Origin of the sequence: Bacillus sp. 0909A (assembly GCF_036765115.1) — a bacterium.
GTDB lineage: Bacteria > Bacillota > Bacilli > Bacillales > Bacillaceae > Bacillus > Bacillus mojavensis.
This window is the reverse complement of the sequence record NZ_JBAIZU010000009.1, coordinates 42805-55125: the sequence shown is the minus strand read 5'-3', so window position 1 is coordinate 55125 and position 12321 is coordinate 42805. Positions and strand designations below refer to the sequence as shown.

Genomic DNA, 12321 nt, shown 5'->3' with positions numbered 1-12321 from the left:
GTCCATATACAAGTGAAATCGAAACTATACAAACACCGACAGCTTATATAGCCCATATACTGATCTCAAGATTCCAAAAGATCTAAATAATGTATACAATATCAGGTTTCAGGAAAGGCTAATTGTACGGAGGTGGGGACGATGGACGAAACGGTTAAACAGCATCAAACATGTATTATATGCGAACAAGAGAAAAGCAGAGGGATTCATCTTTATACAAAATTCATATGCTTAGATTGTGAGAGAAAAGTAATTTCTACTGCAACTTCCGATCCTGACTATGCCTTTTATGTCAAGAAACTAAAGAGCATTCATACACCGCCATTATACTCTTAGACCTGAGAAGGTCTTTTTTTGTACCATTTTTCACTTTATATAAAGGCAATGGATACGATAAAAGAACATGAAACTTGTTTAGGGACTGAACGTAGTAGATAATAATGTTAAATATGAAATACTTACAGGAGTCGATGGTGTTGATGCATAGATTTCTTCAATTTTTGATATGGAGTTTTACAAGCAGTGCGACTTTTGTTTTTATAGGATTATTGAGTTTTTTTGGTTTTAACCAATCACTTTTTTTATCTTTTGTATATGGCGTCTCATCAGCAGCTCTCGTATACACAGCGGGTTTGTGGAATTCTAGGCGGTTATTTCTTAAAAGACATGAACTGACGGGTAGAGAATATGCGTACATTAAGAAAAATCTTGAGGAAGCAAGACAAAAAATAATCCGTCTAAGAAAAGCCTTATTTCAAGCAAAAAATATCCAGATGTTTAAGCAGAATGCAGAGATGCTTAGACTTGTGAGAAGGATCTATATGTTAACCAAAAAAGAGCCAAAACGGTTTTATCGGGCTGAGCGTTTCTTTTATCAGACTCTAGATTCTGTTGTGGAACTGACGGAGAAATATGCCGTTCTTTCTTCTCATCCGAAAAAAAACAAAGAACTTTCGATGTCGTTGAGTGAAGCACGTATCACACTTGCTGAATTGACGAAGCGTTTAGAAGAAGATTTAACTCAATTAATGGGCGACGAAATTGGTGAACTGCAATTTGAATTAGATGCAGCGAAGCATTCTTTGAAAAAATAATGGAAGGGAGCAAGGACGGTGAATAAAGATCGAAGTGACCTTCAAATAGACGGAGTGTTGGCAGACCCATTTGGAGATATCAAAATACCAAAGGGGGAGGCTGTTGAATCAGAGAAGCAGCCAGTGCGTCTTGTCGATGTTCTGCCCGAAGAAAACAAAGAAAAAGCATACCAGTTGGCTCAACAAATTGATCATAACAACATGAACAGTATTGTCTTGTACGGCTCACAAGCCCAGTCTAAGCTGCTGAATTTTTCTCATACGATGATTGATCATGTTCAAAAGAAGGACGTCGGCGAAATCGGTGAAATCCTTGGTGAACTGATGAAAAAGCTGGAACAAGTAAACCCAGATGAACTGCAGACTAAGAAAAAAGGTTTCTTGGCACGCATGTTTGGGAAAGTGTCTCATTCTCTTCAGGAGGTTCTGTCAAAGTATCAAAAGACCAGTGTGCAGATAGACAGAATCAGTTTAAAACTCGAGCATTCAAAACATGCATTAATCAGTGATAATAAGCTGTTAGAGCAGTTATATGATAAAAACAAAGAATATTTTTCTGCACTGAATGTTTATATTGCTGCTGGTGAATTGAAGCTGGATGAATTAAGAACGAAAACAATTCCTGAACTGAAACGACAGGCCGAATCAAGCGATCATAATCAAATGGCTGTTCAAGAAGTAAACGATTTGATCCAGTTTGCTGACCGATTGGATAAAAGGGTGCACGACTTGCTATTGAGCAGGCAAATTACTATACAAAGCGCTCCACAAATCAGGTTAATTCAAAATACCAATCAGGCATTAGCTGAAAAAATCCAGTCATCCATTGTAACCGCAATCCCGCTCTGGAAAAACCAAGTAGCGATTGCATTGACACTTTTACGGCAGCGAAACGCTGTGGATGCACAGCAAAAAGTATCCGATACAACCAATGAACTTTTGGTAAAAAACGCGGAGCTTTTAAAAACCAATACGATTGAAACAGTGAAAGCAAATGAACGAGGGCTTGTTGATATTGATACCTTAAAGAAGGTACAGGAAAGCTTAATCAGTACGCTTGAAGAAACGCTGACGATTCAAGAAGAAGGGCGGATCAAACGCCGACAGGCTGAAGAAGAGCTCATGATAATGGAAGGCGATTTGAAGCAAAAGCTGCTCGCGATAAAGGAAAGGTAGTTTACCAGTAAGACTTAGCTTTAAGTTCTGTCATAGGAACGATATAATAAGAGTAAGAATACACATTCAAAAGGATTGTTTTAATGAACACACCTTTATATCATGCACTGATTCAACATGCGAGAAGGAATTCTCATTCATTTCACGTTCCGGGACATCACAATGGAGATGTCTTTTTTGATGAGGCTAAGACCATATACAACCCGCTTCTTACAATTGATCTGACTGAGCTATCGGGGCTTGATGATTTGCATCATCCTTCAGGAGTAATTAAGGAAGCCCAAGATCTTGTCAGCCAATTGTATGGAGCGGCAGAAAGTTTTTTTCTTGTAAACGGCACGACTGTCGGCAACTTAGCCATGATTTTATCAGTTTGTGATCCTGGAGATACGATCCTGATCCAAAGAAACTGCCATAAATCTGTCTTTCATGCTGTTGATTTGGCTGGAGCTGAGCCAGTTTATCTCGCACCTGACATTGATGAATTCATGCATGTGCCTACGCATGTCCCGCTTAATACGATAAAAGAAGCTCTAAAGGCATATCCAGATGCGAAGGGACTGGTGCTGACCAATCCGACTTATTATGGACATAGCGTGGATTTGACTGAAATCATTTCAGAGGCCCATCAATACGGGATTCCTGTGCTGGTGGATGAAGCGCATGGCGCGCACTTTGTTTTAGGGGAGCCTTTTCCGGCTTCAGCGTTGCAAATGGGAGCAGATATTGTTGTTCAGTCGGCGCACAAAACGCTGCCTGCCATGACGATGGGATCTTATTTGCACCTCAATAGCAACAGGATTAAACGAAACAGGGTAACGGATTACTTGAATCGTTTACAAAGCAGCAGTCCGTCTTATCCGATAATGGCTTCATTGGATCTTGCCCGCGCTTATGTGCAGCATATGATAGAGGAACATAAGCTTTCTGACGTTCTGCAGCATATTCAGTCGATTAAACAAACGTTTGATTCACTTGCATATGCTGAAACGGTTGAACCGGCCAATCAACGGCTTTCCACTGATCCGCTGAAGCTCACCATTCGTTCCAAATGCGGACATTCAGGTTTTACACTGCAAAAAATATTAGAGCGTGTCAACATTTTCACAGAGCTTGCTGATGAAAATCAGGTTTTGCTTGTTCTCCCTTTGGGAGGAAAACGGAGAATCGATGCGGAAACAATTAAGAAAATTGATCATGAGATCGAAAAGACTCCATCTGATCAGATAAATGTTTCAGCAGAATGGGTAGCACAGCCTATTACTGTTTTGCCTTATCAAAAAAAGGTTTTAAACACGTTACAGAAAGAATACATGAATTTTAATGAAGCGGCAGGGCGGCTGAACGCAGAGGATGTTATACCTTATCCGCCGGGAATTCCGATGATTATGGCAGGCGAAAGAATCACAAGAGAAAGCGTGCAAAAGCTCAGCCGCTTGATCAGCATGAAAACGCATGTTCAAGGGAATATGAAAATCAATGAGAAGCAATTACTTGTTTATATAGAAGAGGAGAAATCATGAGCGGTTTATTTATTACATTTGAAGGTCCTGAAGGCGCGGGAAAAACAACTGTATTACAGGAAATGAAAAAGATACTGACAGCAGAAGGCCTTCAGGTTACGGCAACTCGGGAACCAGGCGGCATAGATATCGCAGAACAAATTCGAGAAGTTATTCTAAATGAGAACAACACCTTAATGGATGCGAAAACAGAAGCTCTCTTATATGCAGCTGCAAGACGTCAACATTTAGTTGAAAAAGTAAAACCTGCTTTAGAGCAGGGGAATATTGTACTTTGTGACAGATTCATTGACAGTTCACTCGCATACCAAGGATATGCAAGAGGTCTTGGGATTGATGAGGTTCTTTCAATTAACCAATTCGCCATTGGGGATATGATGCCTCATGTCACAATATATTTTTCAATTGATCCGGAAGAGGGCCTGAAGCGTATTGATGCGAACGGCTCTCGGGAGAAAAACCGGCTCGATCTGGAAAAGTTGAGCTTTCATACAAAAGTTCAGGAAGGTTATCGGGAGCTGATGAAGCGTTTTCCAGAAAGATTCCATTCAGTTGATGCCGCTCAATCGAAAGACCTCGTTGTTCAGGACGTTCTAAAGGTTATCAATGAAGCGTTGAAAAAAATTCAATTGTGACCTGTTTCTCATTAGTTGATATAATAATGTAAACGAGATCATTGTTGTTTCCAATCTAAAGGAGGCCTTTACAGATGAAATTAATAGTGGCAGTGGTACAAGATCAGGACAGCAACAGACTTTTGAAAACTTTAACAGATCACAACTTTAGAGTCACAAAGCTTGCGACGACAGGAGGATTTCTTAAATCAGGCAATACAACGTTTATGATTGGTGTCGAGGATATACGCGTCGATAAAGCATTGAGTCTTATTAAAGAAAACGGACAGAAACGTGATCAGATGATTGCTCCTGTATCTCCAATGGGCGGAAATGCTGATTCATATGTCCCTTATCCAGTCGAAGTTGAAGTTGGCGGAGCGACAGTATTTGTCCTTCCAGTCGATGAATTTCATCAATTTTAAGGATTTGAAACTGTGAAAATCAATAAAGATATACGCACATTTATAGATAATAAGCAGCTTCCTTCTATGAAAACAGCTGAGATTTCAGCATCTTTTAAAACATCAATGGAGAACCAAAGCAGCAAATTAAAGTTTGATCAACTGACCAGGCTGTTAACAGACATAGAAGCATTTGGGAAAAGACTGACGAAATCACGGAATTTTAAAGACTTGGCAAGATTTAAAGGGCTTGTGAAACGTTTTGTCAAAGAAGCTGTTGACAGCGGTCTTTCACATGAAACGTCGAAAAGCTTTGATCTTTACGGAAACAGCAAAACGCTGGGACTTGTGAAAGAAATAGACGAGAAATTGATAAAGCTTACAGAAGAGATGATGGATTTGGAAAAACCGGCAATTGATTTGCTGGAGCGTATTGGCGAAATAAAAGGTTTATTGATTAACCTTTACACATAGAGAGTGATACAATGGCAATATCCTGGAAGGAAATGACCGAGCTTCAGCCCAGAGTAATGAAGCTTTTATATAATAGTATTGAGAAGGACAGACTATCACACGCTTATTTATTTGAGGGCAAAAAAGGAACAGGCAAGCTGGAGGCCGCAATGCTTCTTGCGAAAAGCTTTTTTTGTCTGGAAACTGGAGCAGAGCCTTGTGAGAACTGCAGAAATTGTAAGCGGATTGAGTCGGGGAACCACCCTGATCTCCATCTGGTCCAGCCTGATGGGTTATCGATTAAAAAGGCGCAAATTCAAGCGCTGCAAGAAGAGTTTTCTAAAACAGGGCTTGAATCGCATAAAAAGCTGTACATCATATCACATGCAGATCAAATGACGGCTAATGCGGCAAACAGCCTGCTGAAGTTTTTAGAGGAACCGAACAGAGACACAATGGCCATCCTTATCACTGAGCAGCCTCAAAGGTTATTGGATACCATCATTTCAAGATGCCAAACCCTTCCTTTTCAGCCTTTGCAGCCTAAAGCAATTGAAGACCGACTGATAGAACAGGACGTCTCGCCTTATATGGCGAGGCTCCTGGCGAACATAACCAACAATGTGGCAGAAGCAGTCGAATTAAGTCGAAATGATGAGTTTGCAGAGTCTAGAGCGAAAGTGATAAAATTGTATGAAGTCTTAAACCAGCGGAAAGGACATGCCTTTTTCTTTATTCAAGATCAATGGATGCCCTTTTTCAAAGAAAAAACCCATCAAGAAATGGGTCTTGATATGCTCTTATTGATATATCGCGATGTGTTGTCCATCCAAATAGGAAATGAAGATAAATTGATCTATCAAGACTTATTCCAATCAATAAAACAGCATGCGCTACAATCAACACAACAAAGCGTTACGAACCAGATACTTGCTGTTTTAGAAGCAAAGAAACGGCTTCATTCCAATGTGAATGTGCAGGGATTAATGGAGCACTTGGTGTTAATGTTGCAGGAGGGATAAGCTTGTACAATGTAATTGGTGTCCGCTTTAAGAAAGCGGGAAAAATATATTATTTCGATCCGAATGGATTTCATATAGAACAAGACAGCTGCGTCATTGTAGAAACTGTCAGAGGCGTTGAGTACGGCCAGGTTGTTGTTGCGAATAAACAGGTGGATGAGCATGATGTTGTGCTTCCGCTCCGTAAAGTGATACGCGTGGCTGACGAGCGCGATCTTCTCATTGTAGAAGAAAATAAACAAGAAGCTTTATCAGCATTTGAAATATGCCAAAAGAAAGTAATAGATCACGGCTTGGATATGAAGCTGGTCGATGTGGAGTTTACGTTCGACCGCAATAAAGTGATTTTTTACTTCACTGCTGACGGCCGAGTAGACTTTAGAGAACTTGTAAAGGATTTAGCCTCCATCTTCAAAACAAGGATTGAGCTTCGCCAGATTGGAGTGAGAGATGAGGCAAAAATGCTTGGAGGGATCGGCCCTTGCGGCAGAATGCTTTGCTGTTCAACATTCCTCGGGGATTTTGAACCTGTGTCTATTAAGATGGCGAAGGATCAGAACCTATCCTTAAATCCAACAAAGATTTCTGGTCTTTGCGGACGTCTGATGTGCTGTCTGAAATACGAAAACGATGAGTATGAGACTGCAAAGGAACAGCTACCGGATATAGGGGAAATGATTACGACAGCAAACGGGCCTGCGAAAGTCGTCGGGCTGAATATTCTGGAACGGGTGCTTCAGGTGGAACTGATGAACCGTGAAAAAGTGATAGAATATACTTGGGAAGAGCTCTTGGAAGAGGGCGTCGTATCCGCACAAACCACAGATTAACGAGGTGTGGAACCTTGGATAAAAAAGAGTTATTTGATACCGTCATTAACTTAGAAGAACAAATCGGCTCGCTTTACCGGCAGCTGGGGGATTTAAAGCAGCATATCGGTGAGATGATTGAAGAAAATCATCATCTACAGCTTGAAAATAAGCATTTGCGTAAACGGCTGGACGATACGACGCAACAGATTGAAAAGTTTAAAGCTGATAAAAAAGAATCAAAAACACAGAAGACAGAGCAAGCTGATATAGGGGAAGGATATGATAATCTGGCACGTCTGTATCAGGAAGGGTTCCATATCTGTAACGTCCACTATGGAAGCGTCAGAAAAGAAGATTGTCTTTTCTGTCTGTCATTCTTAAATAAAAAATAAGGAAAAAGGCTTCCGCATCAGACGGAAGCCTTTTTCAAAGGTGCTGGAAAGGATAAGAAAATGGTTTCATTACATGACGATGAAAGATTAGACTATTTGTTGGCAGAGGACATGAAGATCATACAAAGTCCAACGGTATTTGCTTTCTCATTGGACGCTGTGCTTCTCTCCAAATTTGCTTATGTTCCGATTCAAAAAGGAAAAATTGTTGATTTGTGCACCGGCAACGGCATTGTGCCGCTGCTGCTGAGTACAAGGTCAAAAGCCGAAATTCTCGGAGTTGAAATTCAGGAAAGACTCCATGATATGGCTGTCCGCAGTGTGGCGTATAATGAGCTGCAGGATCAAATTCAGATCATACATGATGATCTGAAAAACATGCCTGAAAAGCTGGGGCATAATAGATATGATGTTGTTACCTGCAACCCGCCTTATTTTAAAACACCGAAACAGGCCGAACAAAATCTGAATGAACATCTCCGTATCGCAAGACATGAAATTCACTGTACATTGGAAGATGTCATTTCAGTCAGCAGTAAATTGCTAAAGCAAGGCGGAAAGGCAGCGCTCGTTCACCGGCCGGGCCGGCTTCTCGAAATTTTTGAATTGATGAAGGCTCACCAAATTGAGCCGAAGCGTGTTCAGTTTGTCTATCCGAAACAAGGGAAGGAAGCCAATACCATTTTGGTTGAAGGCATAAAATGCGGGCGGCCAGATTTGAAAATACTTCCTCCGCTGTTCGTGTATAACGAACAAAATGAATACACAAAAGAAATCAGGACCATTTTATATGGAGACAAATAACCATTTCTTTTATGTTGTACAGTGCAAAGACAACACCTGGTATGCAGGGTATACCAACGATCTGCAGAAACGGCTGAAAACTCACAACGATGGAAAGGGCGCAAAGTATACAAAAGCGAGACGCCCGGTTGATTTAATTTTTGCTGAGGCATTTGCAACGAAGCGGGAAGCCATGCAGGCGGAATATTACTTTAAAAAACTGACCCGCAGAAAAAAAGAGCTTTATATAGAAGAAAAACGGAACAGCAAGGAGGCTGTATATGTTAAGGCGCCAGATGAGCTTTAATGGTAAGTCGGATATGGGGATTCTTTATTTGGTTCCGACACCTATCGGAAATTTAGAGGATATGACGTTTCGAGCGATCGAAACGCTGAAATCAGTGGATGCGATTGCTGCAGAGGATACGAGGCAAACAAAAAAGCTATGCCATGTATATGAAATTGAAACACCGCTTGTCAGTTATCACGAACACAATAAAGAAAGCAGCGGCCACAAAATCATTGAATGGCTGAAGTCCGGGAAGAACATAGCGCTGGTCAGTGACGCCGGGCTGCCAACAATTTCTGATCCGGGAGCGGAAATCGTCAAGGACTTTACAGAAATGGGTGGTTATGTTGTTCCTCTGCCGGGGGCCAATGCCGCATTAACAGCGCTTATCGCTTCAGGAATTGTACCGCAGCCTTTCTTTTTCTACGGATTTCTCAACAGGCAGAAAAAAGAAAAGAAGAAAGAACTCGATGTCCTCAAAAAACGACAAGAAACGATTATTTTTTATGAAGCACCTCACCGATTGAAGGAAACCCTGTCTGTGATGTTAGAAATATTAGGAGATCGGGACATTGCGGTGACGCGTGAACTTACTAAGAAATATGAAGAATTTATAAGAGGAACGATATCAGAAGTGATAGACTGGGCAAATGAGGATCAGATCCGCGGAGAGTTTTGTCTTGTGGTCGAGGGCAATAACTCTGAGGAACAAGATGAAGAAACACATTGGTGGGAGAACCTCTCTGCAAAAGAACATGTCGAGCATTACATTTCAAAGGGAGCAACCTCAAAAGAAGCCATTAAAAAAGCGGCCGTAGATCGTAACGTCCCAAAACGTGAAATGTATGATGCATACCATATTCAGCAATAAAAAAAACGTTCTTGTGTCATAACAAGAACGTTTTTTGTGTAAAAAATGATTATTTAAGGTTTTGAAGCTGGTTTTGGATTTCGCTGATGATTTGCTCAGCGCCTTCTTTGCTTAGTACCAATTTGCCGCCGGCAAGTTTAAGGTTATCGTCAGAAACTTCACCAGTTACTTGGCAAGTCATGTTTGGTTTATATTTTTTAAGGATGATTTTTTCATCATCAACATAAATTTCAAGAGCATCTTTTTCTGCGATTCCAAGAGTACGACGCAATTCGATAGGAATCACTACACGTCCTAATTCATCAACTTTACGTACAATACCAGTAGATTTCATAAACATTCTCCTCCCAAGAGATAATTATTGTTTAAGTTATATTTTTCTTCGTCATTATTCGACAAAATCCTTACCTTCATAGCATAACAAGGTTTCCAATAATCGTCAATCCTTTTGTTTACTATTGATTGTAAGATTTAGTTCTTATAGTCAGTAATGGCTTTGAAACTACCGGATTAACAGCATTTTATAATTTTCTAATAAAGCTATTATCCTATGAAAAATCCTTTTAAATCAAGACTTTCGAACCAAGGTTTTTTATACCGTATGATTATATACGACAAAATTCGACATGAACAGACTTTTTTTATTTTTATTAAAGGTTTTTAATTTTAATTATTCTTTTTAGGGGCATACGTATATATCCTTGATCTTAAAGGCTAAGATGGTATCATAGATAAAGGATAAATATAAAATAGGTAATCATATATGATTTGCACTTTTCGCCGCTCTCGTCCTTTGGGCGGGAGCTTTTTGACATTCTGATTGGGAGGTTTCAAGATGCCGCAAGAAAACAATACATTTTACATTACAACACCGATTTATTATCCGAGCGGAAAATTACATATCGGCCATGCGTATACAACAGTCGCTGGCGACGCAATGGCTCGCTACAAACGATTAAAAGGCTTTGATGTGCGCTATTTAACGGGAACGGATGAGCATGGGCAGAAGATCCAGCAAAAAGCTGAACAGGAAAACATTACGCCTCAAGAGTATGTGGATCGCGCAGCGGCAGATATTCAGAAACTGTGGAAACAGCTTGAAATCTCAAACGATGACTTTATCCGCACAACTGAAAAACGGCATAAAGTTGTCATAGAAAAGGTGTTCCAAAAGCTTCTTGAAAACGGGGACATCTATCTTGATGAATACGAGGGCTGGTACAGTATTCCTGATGAAACATTCTACACGGAAACTCAGCTAGTAGATATTGAACGAAATGAAAAGGGTGAGGTGATTGGCGGGAAAAGCCCTGACAGCGGGCACCCTGTCGAATTGATCAAAGAGGAATCCTATTTCTTCCGTATGGGGAAATATGCTGACCGTCTTTTAAAATTCTATGAAAAAAATCCAACCTTCATTCAGCCGGAGTCACGTAAAAACGAAATGATTAACAACTTCATCAAACCCGGCCTTGAGGATTTAGCTGTTTCACGGACCACATTTGACTGGGGTGTGAAGGTGCCGGAAAATCCAAAACATGTTGTATACGTTTGGATCGATGCACTATTCAACTATTTAACAGCACTCGGTTATGATACAGAAAATGATGAGCTTTATCAAAAATATTGGCCAGCCGATGTTCATTTAGTTGGTAAGGAAATTGTACGGTTCCATACCATTTATTGGCCGATCATGTTAATGGCTCTGGACCTTCCGCTGCCGAAGCAAGTATTTGCGCATGGCTGGCTTTTGATGAAAGATGGAAAAATGTCGAAATCCAAAGGGAATGTTGTTGATCCAGTCACACTCATCGAACGCTACGGTTTAGACGAGCTTCGTTATTACCTGCTTCGCGAAGTGCCATTTGGATCTGACGGTGTTTTCACGCCGGAAGGTTTTGTTGAACGAATTAACTATGACTTAGCGAATGATTTAGGTAACCTTTTGAATCGTACTGTTGCCATGATCAATAAATACTTTGACGGGCAAATCGGTTCTTATAAAGGTGCCGTAACGGAATTTGACCAGACGCTTTCTTCTGTGGCTGAGGAAACAGTGAAATCCTATGAAAAAGCAATGGAAAAGATGGAATTCTCGGTCGCTCTTTCAACATTATGGCAGTTGATCAGCCGAACTAATAAATACATTGACGAAACGGCTCCATGGGTTCTTGCCAAAGATCCAGAAAAAGAAAAAGAACTGCAATCGGTTATGTATCACCTTGCTGAATCATTGCGTATTTCAGCCGTACTGCTTCAGCCGTTCCTGACAAAAACACCGGTAAAAATGTTTGAGCAGCTGGGCATCACAGATGATGCTTTAAAAGCTTGGGACAGCATTACAGCTTTCGGTCAGCTTAAAGACACAAAAGTACAAAAAGGCGAGCCGTTATTCCCGCGTTTAGAGGCAGAAGAAGAAATTGCGTACATTAAAGGGAAAATGCAGGGCTCAGCCCAAGCTAAAGAAGAGAAAAAAGAAGAAGAGCCGCAAGAGGTCGAACATTTACCTGAAATTACGATTGATCAGTTCATGAATGTAGAACTTCGTGTGGCAGAGGTTATAGAAGCAGAGCCGGTGAAAAAAGCAGATCGTTTGCTGAAACTCCAGCTTGACCTTGGCTTTGAGAAACGCCAAGTCGTTTCCGGTATTGCAAAACATTATAAACCTGAACAGCTTATTGGAACAAAACTCGTATGTGTAACAAATCTAAAACCGGTTAAGCTGAGAGGAGAGCTCTCTCAAGGAATGATCCTTGCAGGAGAAGCAGACGGCGTTTTAAAAGTCGTATCCATCGATCAGTCCTTACCGAAGGGCACAAGAATTAAATAATGATAAACAAAAGGTGTTTCACGTGTAACAATTCGTCGAACACCTTTTGTGTTTCGAC

15 protein-coding genes are annotated in these 12321 nt (G+C 40.7%); 14 read left to right on the top strand and 1 reads right to left on the bottom strand.

The window, feature by feature from the left end; all coding sequences use genetic code 11:
• The first annotated feature begins 141 nt into the window (after positions 1–141).
• The 13 genes from V6D42_RS20035 (at position 142) to rsmI (ending at position 9433) form a co-directional block, all read left to right on the top strand.
• Positions 142–336 (top strand): sigma factor G inhibitor Gin, encoded by a 195-nt coding sequence (locus tag V6D42_RS20035; protein ID WP_333514360.1) that lies wholly within the window; start codon positions 142–144, stop codon positions 334–336.
• A gap of 143 nt (positions 337–479) precedes the next feature.
• Positions 480–1094 carry a 5-bromo-4-chloroindolyl phosphate hydrolysis family protein gene (locus V6D42_RS20030; RefSeq protein WP_333514362.1) on the top strand — a complete coding sequence of 205 codons (615 nt, stop codon included), beginning with the start codon at positions 480–482 and terminating at the stop codon, positions 1092–1094.
• 18 nt (positions 1095–1112) lie between these two features.
• Positions 1113–2270 (top strand): toxic anion resistance protein, encoded by a 1158-nt coding sequence (locus tag V6D42_RS20025; protein WP_333514359.1) that lies wholly within the window; start codon positions 1113–1115, stop codon positions 2268–2270.
• A gap of 83 nt (positions 2271–2353) precedes the next feature.
• Positions 2354–3793 carry an aminotransferase class I/II-fold pyridoxal phosphate-dependent enzyme gene (locus V6D42_RS20020; RefSeq protein ID WP_333514358.1) on the top strand — a complete coding sequence of 480 codons (1440 nt, stop codon included), beginning with the start codon at positions 2354–2356 and terminating at the stop codon, positions 3791–3793.
• Positions 3790–4428, top strand: coding sequence for a dTMP kinase (gene tmk, locus V6D42_RS20015; protein ID WP_333514357.1), 639 nt, complete (start codon positions 3790–3792; stop codon positions 4426–4428). Before V6D42_RS20020 ends, tmk begins: the two co-directional genes overlap by 4 nt.
• Before the next feature lie 74 nt (positions 4429–4502).
• Positions 4503–4832 carry a cyclic di-AMP receptor DarA gene (darA, locus tag V6D42_RS20010; RefSeq protein ID WP_003218295.1) on the top strand — a complete coding sequence of 110 codons (330 nt, stop codon included), beginning with the start codon at positions 4503–4505 and terminating at the stop codon, positions 4830–4832.
• A 12-nt stretch (positions 4833–4844) separates the two neighbouring features.
• Positions 4845–5285, top strand: a complete 441-nt coding sequence (locus V6D42_RS20005) for a YaaR family protein (RefSeq protein ID WP_333514356.1) — start codon at positions 4845–4847, stop codon at positions 5283–5285.
• Between the two features lie 11 nt (positions 5286–5296).
• A complete protein-coding gene (gene holB, locus V6D42_RS20000) occupies positions 5297–6286 on the top strand; it encodes a DNA polymerase III subunit delta' (protein ID WP_333514355.1) in 990 nt (329 codons plus the stop codon).
• Positions 6287–6288: 2 nt separating this feature from the next.
• Positions 6289–7116 (top strand): competence/sporulation regulator complex protein RicT, encoded by an 828-nt coding sequence (gene ricT, locus V6D42_RS19995; protein WP_010332686.1) that lies wholly within the window; start codon positions 6289–6291, stop codon positions 7114–7116.
• Between the two features lie 14 nt (positions 7117–7130).
• Positions 7131–7490 (top strand): replication initiation-control protein YabA, encoded by a 360-nt coding sequence (gene yabA / locus V6D42_RS19990; RefSeq protein WP_010332687.1) that lies wholly within the window; start codon positions 7131–7133, stop codon positions 7488–7490.
• A gap of 60 nt (positions 7491–7550) precedes the next feature.
• Positions 7551–8294, top strand: a complete 744-nt coding sequence (locus V6D42_RS19985; RefSeq protein ID WP_333514354.1) for a tRNA1(Val) (adenine(37)-N6)-methyltransferase — start codon at positions 7551–7553, stop codon at positions 8292–8294.
• The gene (locus tag V6D42_RS19980; protein WP_333514353.1) at positions 8281–8580 is read left to right on the top strand and encodes a GIY-YIG nuclease family protein; all 300 of its coding nucleotides are present in this window, start codon (positions 8281–8283) and stop codon (positions 8578–8580) included. The genes V6D42_RS19985 and V6D42_RS19980 overlap by 14 nt, the downstream gene beginning before the upstream one ends.
• Positions 8555–9433, top strand: coding sequence for a 16S rRNA (cytidine(1402)-2'-O)-methyltransferase (gene rsmI / locus V6D42_RS19975; protein ID WP_026014644.1), 879 nt, complete (start codon positions 8555–8557; stop codon positions 9431–9433). The genes V6D42_RS19980 and rsmI overlap by 26 nt, the downstream gene beginning before the upstream one ends.
• Positions 9434–9482: 49 nt before the next feature.
• Here rsmI and abrB read toward each other — a convergent pair whose 3' ends face one another.
• Positions 9483–9773 (bottom strand): transition state genes transcriptional regulator AbrB, encoded by a 291-nt coding sequence (gene abrB / locus V6D42_RS19970; RefSeq protein ID WP_003226760.1) that lies wholly within the window; start codon positions 9771–9773, stop codon positions 9483–9485.
• 495 nt (positions 9774–10268) lie between these two features.
• On the opposite strand from abrB, the gene metG reads away from it, so the two are divergent.
• The gene (metG, locus tag V6D42_RS19965; RefSeq protein ID WP_333514352.1) at positions 10269–12263 is read left to right on the top strand and encodes a methionine--tRNA ligase; all 1995 of its coding nucleotides are present in this window, start codon (positions 10269–10271) and stop codon (positions 12261–12263) included.
• Positions 12264–12321: the final 58 nt, after the last annotated feature.